Source organism: Halalkalibacter akibai JCM 9157 (assembly GCF_000513135.1).
Classification (GTDB): Bacteria; Bacillota; Bacilli; order Bacillales; family Bacillaceae_D; genus Halalkalibacter; species Halalkalibacter akibai.
In genome coordinates this window covers 49,906-74,006 of sequence record NZ_BAUV01000013.1, presented here as the reverse complement: position 1 = coordinate 74,006, position 24,101 = coordinate 49,906, and the positions used below count along the sequence as shown (strand labels likewise).

Annotated in this window: 19 protein-coding genes; 4 read left to right on the top strand and 15 right to left on the bottom strand. The window is 38.6% G+C overall.

Going from position 1 to position 24,101, the window contains the following annotated elements:
* Nucleotides 1-7: 7 nt before the first annotated feature.
* The gene (locus JCM9157_RS09650; RefSeq protein WP_052013055.1) at nucleotides 8-2,113 is read left to right on the top strand and encodes a sensor domain-containing protein; all 2,106 of its coding nucleotides are present in this window, start codon (nucleotides 8-10) and stop codon (nucleotides 2,111-2,113) included.
* Between the two features lie 286 nt (nucleotides 2,114-2,399).
* Here JCM9157_RS09650 and JCM9157_RS09645 read toward each other — a convergent pair whose 3' ends face one another.
* From JCM9157_RS09645 to JCM9157_RS09615, 7 genes are all read right to left on the bottom strand, one after another.
* On the bottom strand, nucleotides 2,400-4,283 hold the full coding sequence (locus JCM9157_RS09645) for a TRAP transporter permease (RefSeq protein ID WP_052013054.1): 1,884 nt from the start codon (nucleotides 4,281-4,283) through the stop codon (nucleotides 2,400-2,402).
* Between the two features lie 14 nt (nucleotides 4,284-4,297).
* Nucleotides 4,298-5,179, bottom strand: coding sequence for a DUF1932 domain-containing protein (locus JCM9157_RS09640; protein WP_035664217.1), 882 nt, complete (start codon nucleotides 5,177-5,179; stop codon nucleotides 4,298-4,300).
* Nucleotides 5,180-5,238: 59 nt separating this feature from the next.
* Nucleotides 5,239-6,207 carry a TAXI family TRAP transporter solute-binding subunit gene (locus JCM9157_RS09635; protein WP_035664215.1) on the bottom strand — a complete coding sequence of 323 codons (969 nt, stop codon included), beginning with the start codon at nucleotides 6,205-6,207 and terminating at the stop codon, nucleotides 5,239-5,241.
* A gap of 20 nt (nucleotides 6,208-6,227) precedes the next feature.
* Nucleotides 6,228-6,926: a 4-carboxy-4-hydroxy-2-oxoadipate aldolase/oxaloacetate decarboxylase gene (locus JCM9157_RS09630; RefSeq protein WP_035664212.1), complete on the bottom strand. Its 699-nt coding sequence runs from the start codon at nucleotides 6,924-6,926 to the stop codon at nucleotides 6,228-6,230.
* Nucleotides 6,926-7,654, bottom strand: coding sequence for a PIG-L deacetylase family protein (locus tag JCM9157_RS09625; RefSeq protein ID WP_035664211.1), 729 nt, complete (start codon nucleotides 7,652-7,654; stop codon nucleotides 6,926-6,928). The genes JCM9157_RS09630 and JCM9157_RS09625 overlap by 1 nt, the downstream gene beginning before the upstream one ends.
* 26 nt (nucleotides 7,655-7,680) lie before the next feature.
* Nucleotides 7,681-8,565, bottom strand: coding sequence for a DUF6282 family protein (locus tag JCM9157_RS09620; protein WP_035664210.1), 885 nt, complete (start codon nucleotides 8,563-8,565; stop codon nucleotides 7,681-7,683).
* Nucleotides 8,566-8,823: 258 nt separating this feature from the next.
* The gene (locus JCM9157_RS09615; RefSeq protein WP_052013053.1) at nucleotides 8,824-9,465 is read right to left on the bottom strand and encodes a GntR family transcriptional regulator; all 642 of its coding nucleotides are present in this window, start codon (nucleotides 9,463-9,465) and stop codon (nucleotides 8,824-8,826) included.
* A 627-nt stretch (nucleotides 9,466-10,092) separates the two neighbouring features.
* Here JCM9157_RS09615 and JCM9157_RS09610 point away from each other — a divergent pair.
* The gene (locus JCM9157_RS09610; protein WP_035664208.1) at nucleotides 10,093-11,175 is read left to right on the top strand and encodes a glycoside hydrolase family 11 protein; all 1,083 of its coding nucleotides are present in this window, start codon (nucleotides 10,093-10,095) and stop codon (nucleotides 11,173-11,175) included.
* A 77-nt stretch (nucleotides 11,176-11,252) separates the two neighbouring features.
* On the opposite strand, the gene JCM9157_RS09605 is transcribed toward JCM9157_RS09610, so the two are convergent.
* Together JCM9157_RS09605 and JCM9157_RS09600 are read right to left on the bottom strand one after the other, a co-directional pair.
* Nucleotides 11,253-12,551, bottom strand: coding sequence for an SGNH/GDSL hydrolase family protein (locus tag JCM9157_RS09605; protein WP_052013052.1), 1,299 nt, complete (start codon nucleotides 12,549-12,551; stop codon nucleotides 11,253-11,255).
* Nucleotides 12,552-12,582: 31 nt separating this feature from the next.
* Nucleotides 12,583-13,344 (bottom strand): polysaccharide deacetylase family protein, encoded by a 762-nt coding sequence (locus tag JCM9157_RS09600; protein ID WP_035664207.1) that lies wholly within the window; start codon nucleotides 13,342-13,344, stop codon nucleotides 12,583-12,585.
* Between the two features lie 748 nt (nucleotides 13,345-14,092).
* Between JCM9157_RS09600 and JCM9157_RS09595 the strand changes: the two genes are divergently transcribed.
* Both JCM9157_RS09595 and JCM9157_RS09590 read left to right on the top strand, forming a co-directional pair.
* Nucleotides 14,093-15,382 carry an FxLYD domain-containing protein gene (locus JCM9157_RS09595; protein WP_035664206.1) on the top strand — a complete coding sequence of 430 codons (1,290 nt, stop codon included), beginning with the start codon at nucleotides 14,093-14,095 and terminating at the stop codon, nucleotides 15,380-15,382.
* Nucleotides 15,383-15,430: 48 nt separating this feature from the next.
* Nucleotides 15,431-16,522, top strand: coding sequence for a S1C family serine protease (locus tag JCM9157_RS09590; protein WP_235714874.1), 1,092 nt, complete (start codon nucleotides 15,431-15,433; stop codon nucleotides 16,520-16,522).
* A 197-nt stretch (nucleotides 16,523-16,719) separates the two neighbouring features.
* Here the strand turns inward: JCM9157_RS09590 and arfA are convergent, their stop codons facing one another.
* The 6 genes from arfA to JCM9157_RS09560 all read right to left on the bottom strand — a co-directional run bounded on the left by arfA (nucleotide 16,720) and on the right by JCM9157_RS09560 (nucleotide 23,884).
* Nucleotides 16,720-18,222: an arabinosylfuranosidase ArfA gene (gene arfA / locus JCM9157_RS09585; protein ID WP_035664201.1), complete on the bottom strand. Its 1,503-nt coding sequence runs from the start codon at nucleotides 18,220-18,222 to the stop codon at nucleotides 16,720-16,722.
* 187 nt (nucleotides 18,223-18,409) lie between these two features.
* Entirely contained in the window at nucleotides 18,410-19,747 is a 1,338-nt protein-coding gene (locus tag JCM9157_RS09580) for an ABC transporter substrate-binding protein (RefSeq protein WP_035664199.1), read from the bottom strand.
* Between the two features lie 123 nt (nucleotides 19,748-19,870).
* A complete protein-coding gene (locus tag JCM9157_RS09575; protein WP_035664197.1) occupies nucleotides 19,871-20,488 on the bottom strand; it encodes a YesL family protein in 618 nt (205 codons plus the stop codon).
* Nucleotides 20,489-20,531: 43 nt separating this feature from the next.
* A complete protein-coding gene (locus tag JCM9157_RS09570) occupies nucleotides 20,532-21,371 on the bottom strand; it encodes a carbohydrate ABC transporter permease (protein WP_035664195.1) in 840 nt (279 codons plus the stop codon).
* On the bottom strand, nucleotides 21,371-22,321 hold the full coding sequence (locus tag JCM9157_RS09565; protein ID WP_035664193.1) for a carbohydrate ABC transporter permease: 951 nt from the start codon (nucleotides 22,319-22,321) through the stop codon (nucleotides 21,371-21,373). The genes JCM9157_RS09570 and JCM9157_RS09565 overlap by 1 nt, the downstream gene beginning before the upstream one ends.
* Before the next feature lie 573 nt (nucleotides 22,322-22,894).
* Nucleotides 22,895-23,884: a LacI family DNA-binding transcriptional regulator gene (locus tag JCM9157_RS09560; protein ID WP_052013051.1), complete on the bottom strand. Its 990-nt coding sequence runs from the start codon at nucleotides 23,882-23,884 to the stop codon at nucleotides 22,895-22,897.
* Nucleotides 23,885-24,101: the final 217 nt, after the last annotated feature.

Genomic DNA, 24,101 nt, shown 5'->3' with positions numbered 1-24,101 from the left:
GGTACCTATGAGCGAACTTAACACCAACATCGAACAATATATCGAAAGAAAAAATTACCCATATAAAGAACTACTAGAAAATTTCACTGAAGCCATTTACGTCATTAGTTTACAAGGGCTTTTCATAGATTATAATCATGGTTTTTCCACTTTAGTAGGACCCGGCGACCGTTATCTCAATACTAACTTTCTTGACCTCGTCCACCCGCATGATTTAGAACTTGCGAAAAGTGGGTTTGTCGAAACTCTTGAAGGAAAGGTGTTAAAAGAAGAGCGGCTACGAATTTTTGCTGAGGATGGACAAGAAAAAACGATTATTACGAGCAAAGTCCCTCTTCTCGGCAAAGATGGGGAGTTGCTTGGGATACTCGGAATTGCGAAAGATATCACGGTTGAAATCAAACTCCATTGCCAGATTCAACAGCAAAATAATCGTTTCAAATCTTTGTTAACCAACTCTAGTACGGTTAACAGTATTCTCTCTCCGAGTGGTGAGGTCCTTTACCGAAGTCCGTCCGTAGAAAAGGTGCTAGGATACAAGCCAAACGAATTAGAAGGCCCTATTTTTAACATCATCCATCCAGATGACGTTGTGATGGTTAGAGAACGTATCAGCCATTTACTATCTCATCCTGATGAGCCTCAGGACCTTGACGTTAGAATCCGTCATAAAAATGGTCAATGGCGAATGTTCCATGTCATTTCAAACAATCTAGTTGAAGACCCAGATATTAATGGAATTGTGATCAACTATCACGATGTCACAGAAATCAGACAAGCCCAGCATAAAATTCATCACATGGCTTACCATGATTACTTAACAGGGTTGCCAAACCGTCGTTTGTTTGAAGAACGATTAGAAGAAGAGCTACTAGAAGCTAAGAGAAAAAACAGTCAATTAGCGGTTCTATTTCTTGATATTGATCGTTTTAAGTTTATCAATGATACCCTAGGCCATAATATCGGCGATCAAGTTTTGAAAAAAATCAAACACATTCTTCTTAATCTTGTCTCTGCAAAAGATGTAGTAGCTAGGATGGCAGGTGATGAATTCTTAATATTAGCCCCTGCAGTTGCAAACGTAGGTTATGCAAAAACACTTGCGGCTAACATTTTACAAAAACTTGAGGCTCCAATTATTATCGACCACTATGAACTCTATGTGACTGGAAGCATCGGCATTACAATCTACCCTGACTCCGGCCAAGAATTATCAGCTCTTATGAAAAATTCAGATCTAGCGATGTATGCCGCAAAAAATAGCAAAAGCAATAGCTACCAGGTATTCACGCCAGCTATGGAAAAAACGTCGTTCAAACAATTCACGTTACAGAATGAACTTCGAAAAGCGATAGTAAACAATGAGTTTGAACTTTATTATCAACCAAAGGTTAACTCTAAAACTCGTCAAATTGTCGGAGCAGAAGCACTCATTCGTTGGAACCATCCTACAAAAGGAATCTTGTCTCCGTTTGAATTTATCCCTTTAGCCGAAGAAACCGGATTAATTGTTCCGCTTGGAGAGTGGGTTCTACAGACGGTTTGCAAGCAAGTAAAAATGTGGGAACACAACGGATTCCCTCCAATTATCGTCTCTCTAAACTTTTCAGCCTTACAAATGTTACAAAAAGGCTTAGTAGATACGGTAGCTTCGATCTTACGAGAACATCAAGTAAAAGGAACGTCCATTGAGATCGAAATCACAGAAAGTCTGATCCTTAATCACGACAGCGATTTAGTAGAGAAGTTAGAAGCTCTTAAGGCACTCGGTATCCATATCGCCATTGATGATTTTGGAACAGGTTATTCTTCACTAAGTTATCTTAGAAAATATAAATTTAACACGATTAAACTGGACCGCTCTTTTATTAACGATATTCATACATCGTTAGATAACCAGGCAATCATCCAGTTTGTAATTCAACTGTCTAATCAACTGAAGATGAAAGTGGTCGCAGAAGGGGTAGAACTTGAAGAACAGCTTGCTCTACTGCAACAAATGAACTGTGACGAGATCCAAGGATATCTTTTCAGCAAGCCAACACCAGTTGGAGAATTTGAGAAGTTGCTAGGGAAGCGCGGGGACGGTTCTTGTGCTTCCACAAAGGTATAGTTAAGTGGATATATCTTTCTTAGCCAACATGCTTTATTCATGTGGATATCTACATGCTACTCAAATCATCTTACCGATTCCTTGTATATATCCTAAATAAAGTGGATAACCCTCTGTATAAACAGGAGGTTATCCACTTTTTTCTTTATAAAAATGCTTAACTTAAATAAAATGCCGTCTTAATAATCCACAGGTAACCGGATTGATATTGAAGTTTATTATAGAAATGTAGCAGACTCAAAGGAAACGTACGAACAGCTTCTACACTTCTTGGCACTTCTCCACACTAAGCAGTATATGAATATGCTTGCTCTTTATTTCTATTTATGAAAAGCGAAACTAATAATATAGTGACCATCCCCAAGCCGATTAGACTCCAATAAAATGGCGAAGGAATAATCAAAAAGATGGCACTAGTTAAGAACAGGATTCTGTATAGGACTCCAACCGTTTTGATACACCAACCTGTGACGGAAGCTGATAAGGCTAGACAACCTAGTAATGCTGTGGAAATTGACAGCACTATATCACCCATCTCTCCGTTTAATAAAAGAACATCGTTATATGCAAAAATAAACGGAATGATAAACCCGGCAGAGGCGAGCTTCACTGATTCAACCCCTGTCTCCCACACATTGGAACCAGCTATACCCGCTGCTCCAAAGACCGATAACGCAACCGGAGGAGTGATGGTTGATAGTGCTCCAAAGTATAAGATAAATAAATGCGCAGCGATTACGGGAATCCCCATATTTACTAACGCCGGCGCAACTAATACTGCAAGAATTAAATAAGCTGCAGATGTTGGCAAACCCATCCCTAAAATGATACTCGTAAACATCGTTAATAACAAAGCGAGCAGAAGGTTCCCACCAGAAATAGACTCTAATATTCCACTAATTTTGATTCCAAGTCCAGTTAATTGAATTACACCCATGATGATTCCAGCTAGTAAACAAGCTGCTGCAATTGGCATAATCCCCGTAGCTGAATCACGTGAAGCTGCCATTATGTTAGGTAAAGTCATATTCTTTCGATCTTTAATGAAACCTATAAGGATGGCCAAAATTATGGAGTAGAATGCCGCCTTTTGCGGACTAAATCCTTGTACTAGTAAAAATACTAACGTCCCTAATGGAAGCAAATATACCCAACCTTTGAATAAGGTTTCTCTAAAACTCGGTAACTCACTCTTTTCTAATCCCTTAAAATTATTTTTTTTCGCGATAAAATAAACACAACTAGAAAGTGTGACAAAATATAAAATGGCTGGAATCAATGCTGCTTTAAGGATATCGACATATGGAAGCCCTGTAATTTCAGCCATTAGGAAAGCCACAGCTCCCATAACTGGTGGCATAATTTGTCCACCATTTGATGCAACTGCTTCTACAGCACCAGCAAACTTGGCTTTATATCCTACTCTTTTCATTAATGGAATTGTAAAGGTTCCAGTTGTCACTACATTGGCTGCTCCGCTTCCATTCACAGTTCCCATTAACATGCTTGATAAGATTGCCGCCTGTGCTGGTCCACCTGATATTTTTCCAGCTACTGAATAGGCTAGATCAACAAAGAAGTTCCCTGCTCCAGTTAGCTTTAGGACAGCACCAAATAATAAAAACAAAAAGATAAACTGAGCAGAGACAAGAATAATTTGTCCATATAACCCGTCACTACCTGTATACAAGTAAGGAGCTATTCTGCTAATGGAGAAGTTAGCGGTTTGAAACATCCCTGGAAAGTAGTTTCCAAACAGGGCGTATAGAAGAAAAGCTAAACAAAAGATCGGAAGAATTAACCCTACCGTTCTCCGGCCAGCTTCAAGTGCAATAAGAATAGCCAGAATCCCTAGTAATACTTCTAGATCCGTGTATGCCCCAGCTCTCATCACTAAATCTTTTTGAACCGTAATCAGATAATAAGAGATGCACCAACTAATGAGAATTAAGGGGACATCAATAAACTTAGAGTATTTAAACTTGAGTGGTTTAATTAAGAAGATAATACTTGCAATTAACGCCCAGTGAACAGCTGATTGAAAATACCCTGGTAAAATCCCAAAAGATGCTGTGTATAAGTGAAACGTTGCTAAAGAGATTGCTAAAAAAAGAATAACTTTATCTACTGTGAAAAATATACTTCCTTTTACATCTAAACTTTTCTCCATCATTTTTCCCCCTTTCATTTCTCTATTGAATTTATAGCTGCTACGACATCAGCGTAATTTTGTGGCTGCTCGTAGTTAAAAAATTTATTTAACTCAAGCTGAACTAGATAGCTAAGCTTTTCTTTTGTAGCTTGTGACATGAGAGAATTTACATTGGCTTCTTCTAATGTCTTAATAACCTCTTCCAACTCTGTGACTCTTCTTTCCGCGTGAATAGCCGTTCGATTCAATAAATTATTTGCCGTAACCTCAAGGTACTTACCAGTAATCGATTGATTTAAAGATTCCATAATTAAAGGAGCGACATCATATTTATTACTTAACGACAAAGTCTCTAATAATAACATTGTAAACCCTTTCATAAAAATGCTACGTGACATCTTTATTGCTGATGCACTTCCGGGTTTATCATTAATCCTAGTGAGATTCATGCCTAGACATTTTCCAACTTCAATGAATTCACTAGCGCCTTTACCACTAACTAAAATGGGAACCTTATGTTTATAGTTTGGAATGGACTCTACCACTGCACCATCGACAAAGTAACGACATTTAGAAGAAACAATCTGTTCGATCTCTTCTTTTACCATCGGGGAAGTTGCATTGATATCGACATAGATTTTGTCTTCTGTTAAAAATGGAACTGCTTCTTTAGCAATACTCAAAGCAAATTTAGCACTGGTTGCACATATAATGACATCACTATGGCTAATTAAGTCCTTAAGCGTCCCTTCCAACACAATGTTCAACTCTTCAGCTCGTTCTTTTATTTTTGATCCAAAAGAAGGATGGTCTACATTTATATCAAATGTATGAATCCTTTCTACTTCTTCTGTTTGTAGACCACTAGAGATATGGTAAGCCGCCTCTCCGAAGCCAATAAATCCAATTTTCATTTCACATCCTCCTTTTAGATCAAAGCCCTTTCATTAAGAAAGGGCTGTTTATTAAACTATTAATCTAATACGCCTTTTTCCCTATAGTACTTCTCTGCACCTGGATGGATCGGGATAATTGATAGTGCTGCATTCTCTAATGAGAAGTCCGCACCAACATTATGAACATCCTTAAATTTATCTATGTTTTCCATTAATGTACTGACAATTTCATAGGCAACATCTTCTGACAACTCCTCATTTACCATCAATGCTGTCCATAATTGCAATGTTTCCACTTCATAGTCAACACCATTATAAGTACCCGCAGGAATTGTAAGCTTATCATAGTAAGGATATTGGTCAATAATACTTTCTCTCTTATTCTCATCTAGTGAGAGCATTCTGATTTTAGAGCTCGAGGAAAGATCAATGACTCCTGCTGTCGGAATGCCCGCTACATAGAATGTAGCATCGAGATCACCATCTCTAAGCATTCTTCCACCTTCCCCAAAATCTAAGAAGTATGGGTTAATATCATCTTCAGGGTCTATTCCATATTCTCTTAAAATGATCATGGACATATCTGTAATCGTAGAGCCTGGAGGACCTAGATTAATTCTCTTTCCTTTTAAGTCTTCAAAACTTTGAATATCAGATGATTCACGGACAACCATTTGTCCTCCACTTAAGTAAAGGTTCATTAAAGACATTGTTCCTTGTTCCTCACCGTTAAATGGTCCCTGACCAGTATGACCAAAGTATAGTGCATCCCAATTTCCAAAGCCAACGTGAATCGAACCGGAATTAAGTAAGCGGACATTTTCTGTAGCTCCATTGGTCCCTTGTGAAACCGCCGTCAGATTTTCAGAATGATTATTTATCACTTGGGACATTCCTGCACCTACTGCGTAAAACGTACCTGCGGATCCAGCAGTTCCAATAACAATTGTCGAATCACTACTTCCACCACTATCTTCAGAGCCACAAGCTGCCAACAAAGTTAACATCAGCACTGATAGAATTAAAGTCTTAAACCATGTTCTCATCACTACATTCCCCCTAAAGGTTACTTTACTAGCTCTTGTGTTGAATCATAATATATGACATTTTCTTTTTCTAATGTCTCCCTTAATCCATAGAAGTCTAGACTTAATTCGCCATTATTGATTTTCTGTTTCGTTACTTCTTCCTTTTGTAATCTTTTCTTAGATAACTCTAAAGTAGACTCAACATTTGAGTTCTTTACATTGACCACTCCATCATCATCTGCCAGAATCAGATCACCTGCCTGAATCAAGCAACCTCCTAGAACTGCCTCTGTATTAACAGCTCCACCTCTAGTTTTTGTAGTACCTTCAGAGGAGATTGCTTTTGACCAAACTGGAAATCCAAGCTCCTTAATTCTAGAAACATCTCTCACTCCAGCATCAATGATCAACCCTTGAACTCCTCTTTTTTGTAAAGCCATAACAATCAGTTCACCGATCATCCCTGCCCCACTGTCGCCAATTGTTGTGACTACTAAAATATCTCCTGGTTGACACGTTTCAATAGCTGCGTGGATCATCAAGTTATCCCCCGCATAGCAAACAGCTGTGACAGCCGGACCACAAATATATGCTCCTTCTTGAATCGGACGAATGTTACGATCCACTAAGCCGACTTTGCCTTGTGCCTCATAAACAGTAGATACATCTAAACGCTTATACTCTTCAATCATATTTCGTGCAGGTCTATTAATATTTTTAATCACTATTTTTTCCATTATTTAAATTCACCCCCGACGTAAGGGAAAAATCTAGTAAATGCTTCTGCATAACGATACTCTTTATTACCAGAACATCTTCTAGCATGATTACCTCTTAGCTTCGCTTTAGAAGCATAATAGTCAATCAAGTGTGGTTGTGCTTCAAAGCAGTTCATCGCCGCTGCTTTTTGCTCGTACGTTTCAGTGATATCAAGAATTACTTCCGGAACGAAATCACTTATTTCTGATTGATGAGGCTCAAACCCAAAAAGACGAGCTTGCTTCGCAGTTGGGTACCCGTCAAATCTTACCCCATTAGAAGTTGATAACACACTTGCATCAAAAACAAACTTTGAAACTGCTTCATGATCAGGATTAAAAGCATCTCTCGGACCGTGAGTTAGGATATCTGTCGGTCTCACTTCTCTAATTTTTTTTACTAATCGCTCGGTACGCTCTTTTGTAAGTTCCATGTGATAATCTTCAAAATCCCAAATTTCAAAATCTTTTACTCCTAAATGAGCTGCAGCCTTTTCAATTTCATTACGTCTGACATTCTTCACGTTTTCTAATGTCTGGCCTTCAATATTCCAAAGGTCATTTGATTCTCCTCTAGCTCCGTAGCTTAGAATAACTAATGATACATTGGCATGCTTGGCATACTTAGCAATTGCTCCGCCGCCTCTCCAGACAAAGTCTGCCGCGTGAGCGCTTACAACTAATAGATTACTGTTCTTATCTAACATAATATCATTCTCCTATCTTTTATGAATTATCCTTCTACTAAGAAAGTTGTATTCTTAATCGTCATTTGTCTTACTTCATCTTCGCTAAAATCATTTTCAAGTAAGTTAGAAACAAACATTTGCAAACCTTCGTCTGGGAAAATACCAGTTGGCTGTCCTAGATCAGTAGACAAAATACAACGTTCTGGTCCAACATATCGGATTTCCTCATACACTTCTTCCCATGTAGTTTTTTCAGAGTGAGGAGTCGTGAAACAAAACTCCATATAAGCACCCAGACCCGCTAATTCCTTTTGTTCTTCCTTCGAATATCTAGTTGAAGGAAAGTTAGGATGAGTTATGACTATCTTCCTAACGTTCATTTCATTCGCAGCCTTCACCAATGCAAAGGTTTCATCTTTTCCTAAATGACCTGTAGCTAAAATCAAGTCATGGCTTTTTACCACATCTAAGACATCTCTAGCTTCTTTTATTAACTGCCCCTCTTTTAAAATGGAAATACTAGATTGAGTCTTTCCTTGCTCCATTAACTCTTTTTGCAATTTCGCCCAGAACGGCAACTTTTTATGATTTCCTTTTTTGAAATATTCTTGTTCATTCGTCGCATCAACTGTTGGCATCCATACAATCTTTGCTCCATCTCGAGCAGCAAGCTCAACAGCTAATGGGTTAATTCCACCTACACTATTATTTAGAGCGATAGCTCCAATTGGATGAACATCAGGATAGAGTTTATTAACTAGCTTAGCTCTCTCAGCAGTACAGAAGTAATGTGACTTAATTCCATACCCCTTCATTCCAATCTTCTGCAATCGTTCAGCCATTTCAATGTCATCAAGCTTTCTCCCTACAACATCTGGACCGCTGTGGACATGAAGATCATAAGCGCCTTTTAATAATTCAATACTCATAACTTCCCCTACTTTCCAATTTTATTTCTTGAGAAATAATATTTAAACAAGATTGTTTAACAATATTGATTAACCAAATTGTATTACAGGCGGAATATTTTGTCAATTAAATTTTCACGCTTTTTAAACAAAATTGTTCAACAATCTTCTCTCGATTATAAATAACTATGTACGTAACTATTAATTCCGCGCAAACTTGAAAACGTTTTCACAGTATTCTAAAAAAAGGAGTGAGGAGGATTCCCCACCCTTTTCACCTTATATTAAGTACGTAAAATTCTCTTCAACTGTCTTACGGACGTTTGCTATATGAATTCTTATATACTTTTCTGCTTCCTCGCCATTCCGTTCTTCGAATGCTTTATATATATTTTGGTGCTCTTCATAAGAACTTAAATTTCTCCCAGGTACTAATATCGTTCTAAAATGATATCTCAGCAGCTGATTTTTAATCACATTAATCATATCTACAGCTTGTGTATTCCTAGAAGCTTCATAGATGATATTGTGGAAATCTTTATTTAAACTAGAGTAAGCATCATATCGATTATTTGCTAAATGCTCCCCCATCATTGACAAGGTATCCTTCATCTTCTCTAGTTCTGTATCCGTTATATTTACAGCTGCAGTTCTAGCCACCAAACCCTCAAGAACTTCTCTTATTTCTAAGTAATTTACTACTTCCTCTAATGTAAAGGATTTAATAAAGGCACCTTTATTGTTTTCGATGTTTACAAGATTTTCTTGTTCCAACTTTAACAGTGCTTTTTTTATTGTATTTCTACTTACACCTATTGTCTCAGCTAACTCAGTTTCCGTAACTTTTTGAGAAGGCTTATACGTACCCTCCAAAATCTTTCCCTTTATAAACTGGTAAGCGATTTCCATTGGTCTACTCATTTCTACAACTCCATTATCCATAATTTTAGTTGTATCCAAAACTATAATACAACAATATTGTTGAACAATCAAGTTATGTTATTCAGGAAGTAACCTGGAACCAATGGGACTTGCCGTCTTGCTTCCCAGTGCAGGATTGTTCTTTTTCTCTTTCTAAAACTCTTACTCAGGTGTCCACTAATAGCGTTTTAGAGAGCTACTCACTAGGCAAGACTTCCTCAACATTCGCTGTGGATATACCAAAAGCTTCAATTTAATTACTGAAATATAACTCAAAAAAGTGGATAACCCTCTGTATAAACAGGAGGTTATCCACTTTTTTCTTTATAATAATGCTTAACTTAAATAAAATGCCGTCTTAAAAATCCACAGGTAAGCGAAAATTTTCATCCAGCGTTGTGGTCGTTTCGGACGGAAGCAAGAGAACCGTCCCCACGCTTCCTCCCACGCTTCCTCCCGCGTTTCCTCCTATACTTTCTACAGCACAATCTAAACTTTTTATGGTGTAAGTGAAAGGTAATTTTTGTAAACTTATTAATGGAAACGCTTCCAAAATTAAGCAGAAGGAGGTTGTAACAAGTTCATCGTTTGATTGTAATGCCATTTACCAAACAGGAGGAATGCCAAATGCTTCAAAAAAGAATTAGGTTGTTATTAGCTTTAGTGCTTTGTTTTGCCATTACATTACCTGCAGTAAATGTTCAAGCAGCAACACTCACTTCTAACGAGATTGGCACTCACGACGGTTACGACTATGAATTTTGGAAGGATAACGGCGGGACTGGAAGTATGACTCTGAATAGTGGTGGTACATTCAGTGCTCAGTGGAGTAATATCAATAACATCCTCTTCCGTAAAGGAAAGAAATTTAATGAAACACAAACGCATCAACAAATTGGAAACATCTCAATAGACTACAGTGCAAACTTCAACCCAAGTGGCAATGCGTACTTAACCGTTTATGGTTGGACGGTAGATCCATTAGTGGAATTCTACATTGTCGACAGCTGGGGTACCTATCGTCCTACGGGTACACGAAAGGGTAGCATTACTGTTGACGGTGGCACATACGACATCTATGAAACAACTCGAACAAACCAACCTTCTATTAAAGGAACTGCAACCTTTAAACAATATTGGAGTGTTCGAACATCTAAACGTACAAGTGGAACGATCTCTGTTAGCGAACACTTTAAGGCATGGGAAAGAGCAGGCATGCCAATGGGTAAAATGTATGAAGTGGCACTTACAGTTGAGGGCTATCAAAGTAGCGGAAGTGCTTCTGTAACTCGTAATAACCTTACGATCGGAGGCAGCTCTGGTGGCGGTTCTACCCCTCCTTCAAACTCTGTTACAAGAGTGGAAGCAGAAAATATGACCAAAGGTGGTCAGTATACTGGAAATATTAGCTCACCGTTCAATGGAGTTGGATTATACGCTAACAACGATTCGGTGAGATTCACACATAACTTCTCGAAAAGCACAAGCAGCTTTTCACTCCGTGGTGCATCGAATAACAGCAACATGGCTAGAGTGGACCTAAGAATCGGTGGACAAAACAAAGGTACCTTCTACTTTGGCGGTTCGTCTCCTGCCGTTTATACGATAGACAATGTTAGTCATGGCACCGGTAATCAAGTAGTTGAACTAATAGTAACTGCTGACAACAACACCTGGGATGCTTTCGTTGATTACTTGGAAATTAGATAGATAGTAGAATCTTTTAGAAAACCCGAGGAGGAAGTCATTAACTTCCTCCTCGGGTTTTTCCATATACCTTCTTAACTCTATTTTCCTGATCCGCTATTTCTTTTTAACGGTTTTTCAAAAATAGACAAATCAATAGAATCTGCCATTGCCTTTAATCCAGCATCATTTGGATGCAACTGATCTCCACTATCGTAAGCTGGCAGCATTTTAGTAGGGTCACTTGGATCCGCTAATGTCTTGTCAAAATCAATCACACCATCAAAAATGTCATTGTTTCGGATCCACGCGTTAACTTCTTGGCGCGTTGTTTCTCCTTCTTCCGTATAATACTCACCCTCTTCATAAGCATTAAACGGAGTCAGCGTGCCGACATAGATTCGTAAGCCACGGTCATGAGCTTGGCTCGCTATGTTTTTCATTCCTGAAATAATCTGTTTGGCGTCATACACATGAGGAGTGTGGCCGATATCATTGATTCCTTCTAGCAAGATAATATCCGTTACACCTGTTTGAGAGAAAACATCTCTTTCTAATCTAGATAGTGCCCTTTCTCCAAAAATGGGGGAGTCCGTCAGAATTCGATTTCCTGAGATCCCTTGGTTCAGGACTGAGAATGTCTGATTCTTGATTTCATTATTAAGAAGGTCATTCAAGACATCCGTCCAGCGACGGTTTTCATTCAAGGTTGATAAATATCCATCTGTAATCGAATCTCCTAAAGCTACGATTACCCGAGATTTTTTATTAGATTTCGTTAACACATCAACCCCTGATAACCAGTACCATGCATCAAATGTTTGATCGAAGCTTTCCCCATTTGTATCACTACTAAAATCACCTTTAGTAGAAATATAGGTTGTTTGATTGGAAGTTGGGTGCCAAGTTGTCGGACCACTTGCATTAGGAACGAAGACACTGATCGTTAAATTAGAACCATCCGTGACATCAAAAGGAATGGGATCGCTAAACACTTCTTCTCCTGCTGGAATGGTAACAGACTCACTATTATGAAAGGTTAACTTTTTGACTGAACCAGATACAACTTCGGCCCCCGCTTTTGTATCGGCTATCGTTACTTTGCCGAATGTTAAAGGGTTGTTTCCAAATTGGTTCGATAAACGAATTCTGACAGCAGAGCCGGAAGCATTAGGATTTACAATCATGCGTAATGTTTGTTCGGTAAAACCGTTACGTGAAACGTCACCGTCCCAGTCTACCGTCTCCCAAGCAGCTACTTGGCTCGCGGACCAAGCACCTATCCAATGACCTGAGTTATTCATTTCTTTTGCCTCCACAGAAGTAGTTAAAAAGGAACTGAAGCTTGCACAAACCGTTAGAAATGCAATAAGTAGTAGAGCTACTTTATTTCTAACCATGTTATTCCTCCTCCTTATTTTACCTGTTAGTTTAGTAGCCTGTCTTCACCATTCTAATAAAGTCTTCTAACGTATGTTCTTGAAGAATCATAATACGAGGTAATTCAAAGCGATCACTCTCGTCTGTGCTGATCCCACCGCCTACTTTAAAGGCTCCTTTAAACCCTAATTCTTCGAGAACAGAAATCGTCTCCCCGTTATAATTCCCATAAGGATAAGCAAACACATCTGTCGTCTTACCTGTTAGCTCTTTAAGTGCGGTTGTCGCATCATTGATTTCTGCATATTGCTCCTCTTTGCTTAAATTTGTTAGAAACGGGTGGGAGACAGTATGGTTTTGAATATCAACTCCGTTTTCCATAACCGTTAAAATCTCGCTAGACGTCATATTCCAGCTTCCATCTACCCAATCAGAAACCGTAAATTGTGTTGCCTTCATTCCATACTTTTGCAAAACTGGGTAGACATAAGGGTAGAAATCATCCGAGTTATCATCAAATGTTAGCAAAACCGCTTTCTTTGGCATCGCTGCTTTTTTATCAAGAATATTAAAATACTGCTTGATCGTTAACGTCCGGTAGCCATTGTCTTTTAAATAAGCCATATGTTTTTCAAACTCTTCAAGACTAAATTGCCAAGGGTTATTCGGATCAGGATTAGGCTTCACAACATGGTACAACAATACAGGGATTTCAACATTACTAGGTTTCTTTGCTGATACCGGTTGTATAAAGCTCATGACAGATACAACTGAAAGGACTATCACAAGAAGAAATGTAACGATTTTTTTCATAGCTTATCACTCTTTCTTTAGTTTTTAATAATTCTACTGGAGAAATCTTCATACCTTATGAGTTCCCTTCCCTCCTTCTGAATATAGTCGTAACCACCTAAGAAAAGGCTTTCATTTCTTTGTGTAAGGTGCTTAAAATAAACTTTATGTACACGCGTACATTATAGCAAGTATAATTGGGTTTGTTTGTCGAAATTACTGTGTTTTTTACCCATTTTTGAAAAATAAATAATTGAACCTATAACATAACTTTCATGCGAAGAAAACTAGTACTTTACGCTTATTGGGGTGCTTGCTTTTTAGTGCTGCATTTAATCTGGTTCTGTTTGCTCTTAATTGCTAATGTCGATATTAAAACTGATGTTCCGATTATATCCTGCTCTACTTCGCAATTAACTGGGTTACTTTCGCTATGAAAATAAAAAATTGCTAATAAGCAAGATTTATTGTTTTTATGGTGCATTCTAGTGCAATTATCCACGTTCATTTCGCTTATAAAATAGAGCATTTCACAAATAAATTTTAAGAATCGCTATTAAATCACGCTTCTGGCTTGTGGTGCGCGCTACTTTCACGTACCTTCACAAAAAACGTTGCTCTAAAATTGTAATAGACTCAGAAGGAAGCACAAGAACCGTCCCCTCGCTTCCCCCCGCTTCCTTCCCATAATAAACCACAACTTCCCTTAGTGACAGACTGGCGAATCTAGTTTATCGTTAATATATATCAAAATAGGAGGATTTTTATCGTGTTTTGTCGCAAATGTGGGAATCAATTAGTAGAGAATTCTCGATTTTGTTCAAACTGTGGGGAAAAGGTTTTAGAATGGACAATGGCTCCAAAAAAAGTATCTGAGCCTTCAAATCTACAAACCTCGAAGAATGATCATGAGCATTTCTCTATTTACAACGAAAATGAATCAACAGCAGTAGATCAAGAAATAGCCGCAACAGCTGAACCCTCTCTGAACCACGACAAGCGAGCTACTAGTCGCTTTCTTAAAATAGTACCGATCCTTCTTCCTATCATCAGTTTCCTTTTTATTAGCGGTGGTGTTTCGGTAGCTTACTATAATGAAACCAATAAAAACGAAGAGGTTCTTGCACTACAGCAGTCTGCTGAGACCGCGGCCTTAAATGGCGATTACTCAAAGGCTGAGGATGAATTACAAAGAGCGCTAGACATCCGTCCTACTTATCCTGTTTTGCAGCAGAATTTAGAGGTGGTTAATCTCGCCTTGGCTTACATGGATGAGTTAACGCTAATTAGTGATCAGATGAGAGAGCAGAAATTCTCAGAAGCAGAAACCAACTTTTTTTCCTTAAAAGAAAAGATCGAATCAGAAGTGGATCCGTTATTTGACCCGTTTGCTGAGTTACTTGCAGCGAAGGAAGTCACGATCACGGTCGGAAAAATAAAGCAGGAACTTAGTGAGTTAACAACCGTTGACCAGCTGGCAGCTAAGCTGACTCGAATGGCCACTTTATCTACAGAAGAAGCCGCGGCGGTTAAGGAGCAAATTCTCACTAAAATCACGCAAATATCCCGGCAGCAAGCGCAACAACAGCTAGAGAACAAGCAGTTTTCAGCAGCCATTGCGACTTTAGACCAAGCACTTAAATACGTAGTAGATCACCAATCGCTTCTTTCCTTTAAGGAAAAAATTGTGCAAGAACAAACAGCATTCGAACAAGCTGAACAAACAAGACTCGAACAGGCAATGGAAGCCGCGGCCAAGGAAGAACTATTAAACGAAACAGCTGCAGTCGAGGTCACCTCATTTCAATTCGAGGTTGATGAATTTGGCGACTTATATATCAAAGGTGAGGTCACAAACGTCGCAACAAGAGATATTTCGTCTGTAACGATTGAATTTACTGTCTACGATTTAGAGGGCAATCATCTTTATGATAGTTCGACTTCGGTTTATCCCTTTTATCTAAGTCGAGGAGAAAAAGGCTCGTTTGAAGATACCGTGTTCTATCTTTTTGAAGAGGTAAACGTTGAGATTGAGAATATTACTTGGTACGTCGAGTAAGGAGGGAACAACATGAAGAAGCAGTGGTGGATCAGTTGCATCGCAACCATGATCATCTGGGGAGTAGGAGTTTATGCCTTCTCTTTCATAAAGGATGATATTCCGAAACAGCTTAATACCGAATCGATGTTGCTTTCCAGCGAACCCGTCGAAGGTGGGTTAGAAAACGGAGAAAAAGCAATAAAAGACATCATCCACGATACACAAAAGCGCGTCGTTCAAATCGAGCTCGCGAATGAAGCTCTCGGTTCTGGCTTCTTGTACAATGATCAAGGAGATATTGTCACGAACGCCCATGTCGTTGCAGGTGCAACCGAGGTACAAATCAAAACAAGAGACAACCGCGAATTCGCAGGAACGGTTATTGGACTAAGTGAAACGATCGATGTAGCCGTCGTGCGTGTTGATGGCTTAAAAGGAGCGGAACCTTTAAAGGTGAGTAGAGAAAATCACGCAGAAGTTGGTGACGAAGTCCTTGCCTTTGGTAGCCCGTTAGGCTATCAAAACACGGTCACAACTGGCATTATCAGCGGCGTGAGTCGTGCCTTTGAAGTTCCTCCTTTTCAATATGAGGATATGTACCAAATCTCAGCTCCTATTGCACCAGGAAATAGCGGAGGCCCTCTTATTCATCGTCAAACAGGAGAGGTTCTCGGGATCAATTCCGCTTCAGCCGAACAAGGGGTGATTGGATTTAGTATTCCAATGCCAAACGTGATTGAATTAATTGAAGGCTGGTCAAAACAACCGTTGACCACCCTGCCAACTATCGAGATTACCACAGACATTTATCAACAAGACACTCTCTCAGATGAAGATTATGCTCAATTTCTAGTAAGCTACTTCTACGAAAGTCTTGATGTGAAAGACTACGTTACTGCCTATTCTCTACTAGGAAGCGAATCGCAAGGAAATCTATCTTACGAAAAATTCCGTGAAGGGTACATCGACACGAAGGGCGTTATGATTGATGAGCTATCAGTTCAAACAGATGAAGAGATCATCGTTACAGCCGTCATCACCGCAAAAGAACGAAAAAACGGCAGCGAAACGAACAGTCAATACAAAGTAACCTATAAAGTTGGTTATGAAAATGATGATATGAAGATTTTATCTGGAAGAGGAGAAGTTTTGGAATAGGCATCACAGGTGCGATTATCCTGTGGATATCTCAACTTCCTCTCGAAATTTTTATGAACTCCTTGTGTATATCTCAAAAAGGTGGATAACCCTCTGTATAAACAGTAGGTTATCCACCCTTTTTATGAATCTGTATTTTTTTAATAATTTGCTCTTTTAGCTAATCCACAACTTATCAGCTTGGCAGCATTCCCATCTTACTTCCCTAAACGAATCACATTCCAAGATAGCTTTGGTAAATTAGCTGCTAGTCTACCAGAGTCCACTTTTGCATCCCCATTATTATGAGGAACCACATTTGAATGGTTATGTTGGTTTGTTGCTTTGACATCATCATTTTCTAATACAATATGTTCAACAACCTTATAGCCTTCAAAACTACGCGTATCTACTTCAAGCTCAAGCGTATCTGTTTGGTGACGGTTTACCGCAAAGATTGTGACAGTATCTTCTTCTTCGTTCATTACAGTAACTGTATCAAGATACGGAACATCCGTGAAATCTTTACTATCATATTTCGGTGAGTTGACAATCGCATTTAAAGCAACACCTCTACCAAATACAGATGTGTGCATGTATGGATAGAAGATCGATTGTTTCCAAGCTCCACCACCATTTTCAGTCATAATAGGAGCAATGACGTTCACCAGCTGAGCTAAACAAGCAATTTTCACGCGGTCCGCTCTTCTAAGTAACGAGATCAGCATGCTTCCAACTAAAAGCGCATCTTCAAACGTATAAATGTCTTCTAGTTGCGGCGGTGCAATTGACCATGGCTCAATTTTCTTATCCGCATCATTGGAATGGAACCAAACATTCCACTCATCGAATGAGAGGTTGATCGTTTTCTTACTGCGCTTTTTCGCTTTAATATAATCGGCAATGGAAATAACCGAATAAATAAACTGATCCATATCCATTGATTGAGCCAGGTAATTGGCTAAGTCTTCATCGCGGTTTCCATAATATGTGTGCAACGAAATAAACTCGACGTGATCATACGTATGTTCAAGAACCTTTGCTTCCCACTCGGCGAACGTTGGCATGTGGCGGTTTGAGCTTCCGCAAGCGACTAATTCAATGGACGGATCTACCCATTTCATTGCTTTTGCCGTCTCTACCGCAATACGGCCATATTCGTCAGCGGTACGATGACCAATTTGCCAAGGACCGTCCATTTCATTTCCTAGACACCATGTTTTGATTTTATGAGGCTCTTTGTAGCCATGTTTAATACGAAGGTCACTCCAGTATGAACCAGATGTATGGTTGCAATATTCAACTAAGTTACGAGCAGCATCAATTCCCCTCGTTCCAAGGTTAACTGCCATATTCACTTCGGCATTCACCTTTTTCGCCCAATCCATAAACTCATTCGTTCCGATTTCATTCGTTTCTGTTGTTCTCCAAGCTAAATCTAATCGACGTGGACGATCTTCAACAGGACCTACTCCGTCTTCCCAGTTATATCCGGAAACGAAATTTCCACCAGGATACCTAACAAGAGGAACCTTTAATTCTTTAACAAGTTCAAGGACATCTTTACGAAACCCTTGCTCATCGGCTTCCGGGTGATCTGGCTCATAAATTCCGCCATACACGGCTCTTCCTAAATGTTCAATAAAAGATCCATAAATTCGCTCATCAATGTTCCCAATTTTAAATTCTTTATCTATCGTCATATTCGCTTTAATTGTCATCGTTCATTCCCTCTCTTTTACATTCTATTTTTTTCCGTGTACGTACACGGAAAAATAAACAATAATTACTTCCTAACCTTAGTGAAGGACCACCTTTTTTCCTAATTTAGCTTTGTGAAACACACTTGTTATTTTTAGGTATAACTCCTCGTTGTCATTTAGAAACGAGGAGTTATGATCCTTTTTACTAGTCTTGCATCTTAGACTCAATCACCTGTTGTGCGCTTTTCAACCCTTCTTCAGGAGTCTTAGTTTGTTGTCTTAACACATCATTAAAAATCGTCGTCGTAAATTCATTAGCTACGTCAGGCGTATATTGCGTAACATTAATTGCATTAATTTCATCACGAACATCTAATAAAACCTCAAAGATGTTATCACCAAAGTATTGATAGAACGCATTATCTTCTTTGAATACAGGATTATCCCATACATCCCAACGTGGAGGGTCAAATCCAAGGATCGTCCAAAGCTTTTCATTCGCTCTTTCAGTAAGTTTTGCATAAGCTAAGAAATCTTTAGCAAGCTCCTCATGTTCTGTTTGGTTTGTAACAACCGTTCCTGTACCACCCATTCCAGCTGAACGGAATCCACCTTCTTCCCAAGCAGGAAGTGGTTGAATCATCATTTTTCCTTTTAGGTCAGGCATGTTCTCAAGGAAACGTCCCATAAACCAGATTGGCATTGCTAACGAACCTACATTGCCTTCATTCATATACGCATAAAATTCTTCTGCATGTGGTTGACCACCTGGCGTAATTTCTGCGACTTCATGAACATAAACCAAATCATGTAAATATTGTAGTACTTCAACATTGTCTGGAGCGTCCAATGTTAGATTGCCATTCTCATCAAACCAATCTGAACCGCGTTGGCTGACCATTTGGAACATAGGTAGGTAATCATCGGTATGAACAGTAGTCATGACCTTACCAGTTTTTTCTTTCACTTGTTTACCAGCTTCCACATAGTCATCCCAAGTTTTAATTGCTTCAACGTCTACTCCTGCTTCATCCATAATTTCTTTATTATAGTACATTACAGATGCACCAACGTGAGTAGGCATTCCGTAGTACATGCCATCCTTCGAATAAATATCAAATCTAGCTTCAACGAATTTATCAATCACTGGTGTAACATGATCATTCATTGGTAAAAGTTGTGGTACCCCTTGTAGGTAGTTAGGGAAACGCGAAATTTCAATATCCGCAATATCTGGTGCACCTGATCCAGATTGCAAGGCAAGTAATAGATTATTGTGCATTTGATCAAATGGATATGTTTCAGCAACTAGTTTAATCGGTCTATCTGGATTTTCCTCATTCCAAGAATTAGCTGCGTCCTCAAATAAATCGACATGCAAACCAGCAAATGTCCAAAATGATAGTTCTGTAGCTCCTTCAATGTCACCGCCTATTACCGTTGTTTCATCTGCTTCACCTGAAGAAGATGAGCTCCCACCGCAGGCAGCTAAAGTAAGCATGGCCAAACCAATAACTGTAACCAAAAAGCTTTTCCTTTTCATCCTCAATACCCCCCATTTTTAGTTAACTTTAAACTTTTGCAACCTTAGGAAAAAAGTGAGTCCACCACCTCCTCAAAGTCAGCACTTCTATTTGAGATCATTCGGTTAATCGCTTTTACTAGTTTAAGAGGTTCGCGCGTCTAGTTTTCCAAACGTTTGCATCGCAAACCACATACAACCAATTGCTGCTAGGCTAATGGAGAAAAACGGGATCATCCCTGGAAAATCCAGCGAAACATACACGACAGCAAAAACGACTAAACCACTTGCAAACGTATAATGAATCTTCGTTAATCCAATAATGACGGCACTACGAATATAAGCAAACCACGTTGTTTGATAGTGTGCCAACAGCGGGAACGCCCATATAACAACGATGATATAGAAAAATAAAATAAAGTAGAAAGCGAACGGAATCACAAATAGTATTTCACTAGAACTTGCTATTACTTGATAGTTCAAATACAGGATTCCGCCAATCACTGTTAGCAACCACCCCATTACATTCGCTCGTAAGAATTCTTCTCTGTAAAGTTGCTTAAACGTTTTCCACGTTTGTAGATCGGTATCTCCCATGATCAGTTTTCTAGATACCCCTAGTGCAGCTAATGTTGCTGGAAACACTCCTCCTACAACCAAACCTACTAGTGTGTAGTAGAACCACAATAAATTAATGGCAGCTAACTTTACAACCCAGTGAAGAATACGGTCTAGTGATGATACAATTTGCGCTCCGTTCATTTACTATCCACCTCTTCTCTAACCTTGGAATTTTTAAATATGATTAGCCTTTTACTCCACCAACTGTAAGACCAGCTACGAAATATCTTTGGAAGAAAATAAACAAAATCACTATCGGAACAATCGTCATAACAGATCCAGAAAGCAACATATTATAGTTGTTCCCATACGGAGTTAATAATGTCGCTAACCCGATTGGCAACGTGAACATGTCACTCGAACGTAGAACGACTAACGGCCATAGGAAGTTATTCCAGCTACCTAATCCTTGTAAAATGGCCATGGCAGCTAACGAAGGTCCCATCAACGGAAGCATAATTTTGAAAAAGATCCCATACTCCGTACATCCATCAATTCTTGCCGCATCCATTAACTCTTTCGGAAGCCCTAATGCATATTGTCTAAAGAAAAAGACAGCAATCGGGGCCACAACCGCAGGCAAGATAACAGCTGTATACGTATTAACTAACTGCAACTTAATCATTAACTGAAAAAGAGGCAACATTAAAATTTCAAAAGGAATCATCAAGATAATTAAAACGAGTAGAAAGAAAAAGTTTCTACCTTTGAAATCATAGACTGCTAATGCATACCCTACCATCGAAGAGAAAAATAAGGACAAGACAACAATGACAACCGTGATCCACACACTATTCCCAAACCACTTCCAGTACTGTCCAGCCTCAGTGAAAATATAGACAAAGTTATCGAGAGTTAACGTATTTGGGTCAAAAATCAAGCTGATTCCATTTCTCATTAAGTCAGTTGCTGGTCGAAAGGAAGCAAGGATTAAGTTTAAAAGCGGAAATACGGCAACAAACGCTATTAAAACGAATCCTACAGTAAGAAACCATACTAATAGTGGTTTATTCTCTTGCTTCATTACTCATCCCCCCTTTTGAATGCACCAGTTAGGTACAGTTGAGTTAAGCTAATCACAAAAATAATGACCATTAACACAACACCAATCGCTGCTCCAAATCCCATATCATTCCGCTGAATACCTTCTTGATAGAGATAACCAACAATTGTTAATCCAATATTCCCCGGTGAACCAACTTCCCAGAAAACGAAACTTTCTTCAAACATCCTAAATCCACCGATAACGGAAATAGTCGCAACGAATATGGTAACTGGTTTTAAGAATGGAAAAGTCACATAAAAGAATTTTTGGAAATTACTCGCACCATCAATATCTGCAGCCTCATATAACTCTTTCGGTACATTTTGTAAAGCTGCTAGGAAATACAAAATGTTAATACCCATCCAGCGCCAAGAAGCAAGAATAACCATTAAGAACATCCCTGACCAAGCATTGTATCTCCATTGAACAGGATCCATGCCGATCCAACCTAGAATTTGATTCGCTACCGCCGTGTCACTTTCAGAAAACATTAAACGGAACACCATACCGGCAACAATTACAGACGTTAATGCAGGTAAGAATAATGACGTTCTAAAGAATATTTTGTATTTAACAACATTTGAATTTAGCAAAACAGCTAACAGCATCGGAATAGAAACTAAGATCACAACGGTTAAAATCACATAAACGGTCGTGTTTTGTAAGGCGGTGTAGAACGTTGGGTTTAAAATCCTTGTGTAATTTCGTAATCCTATGAACGTTACTTCACCAGGTAAGACTCTTTGGAAACTCATAATAATCGCTTGAATGGCTGGATATAACGACAAAACTAAAAACGAGAGAATAAATGGGGAGATTAAAACATAAGGCACTACTTTTTGAGAATTTAAAAATTGAAATAAACCGTTAGACTTTTTCGGATTAATTTGAACAACTTCTTGTTTTGTATTTTTTCCAGTCTGTAACATAAGAACCCCCTCCATTATTTAGTGGTTTTATTACTAATTAACTTAATAACAATCCAATTTTCGTGTACGTACACGAAATAAAAATAAAGAATTCAGTCTTACCCAGGGATACTATACTCCAACAGTAAAGATAGCGTTTTCAAAGTGTTTCAGTTCAATTTTACGTGCACGTACACGATTTAGATAGTAATTTTCATACATGAGGACGGAACGCATTTTATCAAACCAGTAAAACATTCTTAAAGCCCCGTTTACGCACACGGAAAATGCATTAGAGAATTATTTGCTAGATTCAACTAATTGTAAGCTACCTCCTTTTTCACACGTGTACGCACACGAAATTGACTCTACTTAACTAACTCTTCCTAAAAAAAGATAGCGTTTTCATTTAATTAAACAAATAATTGATACATAGGATATTAGCCAGTTTAACAGTCTCCATCAGGTACATATAAGAATTATCATTATCCTACCTTTTATTAAAGGCGAATAATTATACTTGACTAATATAACTACACAGTACCACCCATCTTACCCAGTCGTCAACCATATTTTCAAATTTTCTGACAGCCTTTAAGTAGACTCTCCTCTTATCATTTCATAGTCTAGTAAAGGAGGCGATAAAAACGTTCCATTATCAATTTTGTGAATCATGCTTTCAACAGCCTTTCTCCCAACTTCATCAATGGGGTATTTGACCGTCGTTAAACGAGGCGTGATATACTTCAGCATATCAATATCATCGAACCCCATAACCCCTATGTCTTCAGGAATATTGAATCCCTTTACCTTTAGGTAATTCATCACTTCTAATGCGTAAAGATCTGTTGAACAAACAATCGCTGTCTTACGATCTTTGCTAAAATTTATGTGGTCCAAGTCTTTTATATACTCACTATTTTTCAAAACAATTGGTTTAGATTGAATATTATTTACCATCAGTCCTTCATAAAAGCCATTTAATCGCTCGACTTGCGTGTAGATATTTGTTTTTCCTAAATAAGCAAGAGGTGGACTAACATAGATAAACTCCTGATAGTTTTTACTTGTCAAATAATCAACCGCTTCTTTCATCGCTTGTCGTTCTTGTATTCCAATATACTCCCACTTCTCTGAAACATAATTAAATATCGTAATAATCGGAACGTGGTACTTACTCAGATGAGCTTCAAATTCTTTCCCTTTATTAACAGTAAATAAAATAATGCCATCTACTTTTCGACTTACTAGATAATCAATACACTTTTTTTCATTCTCAGGATCTTTGTCTGTAAGAGTAATATAGACAAAATAACCCAAGTCCCTCGCTTTTTGCTCGATCGCATTTAACAATTGAGCAAACGAACGATTATACAAATCAAACAACACTACACCAATCGTCATCGTCTTGCCCATCACTAAACTTCTTGCAGTGTAATCTGGTTGGTAATTCATTTCTTCGGCTACTTTAAGCACCTTTTTTCTTGTTTTCTCACTAATTCCCACTCGGTTGTTTAGCGCCCTATCAACCGTTCCAGCCGACACACCACAAATCTTAGCAATGTCTTTAATCGTCACTTTCACTTGTCTATCACCTCATTCCATTCCGATAAATTAACTTGGGATAAGCTGTAATCTTGAATAAAATTATACAATTGCTTGAACTAGCTGTCCATTAGCATTTATGGAGGCAATGGACAGCTAGTTCATAAAACCCTCTTGATGTTATGTTCCAGCTGACTAGTTAGATACTGATACGAAAATCAGAGAGAACGCTATTAAACTTGTTGGATTGCTCTGA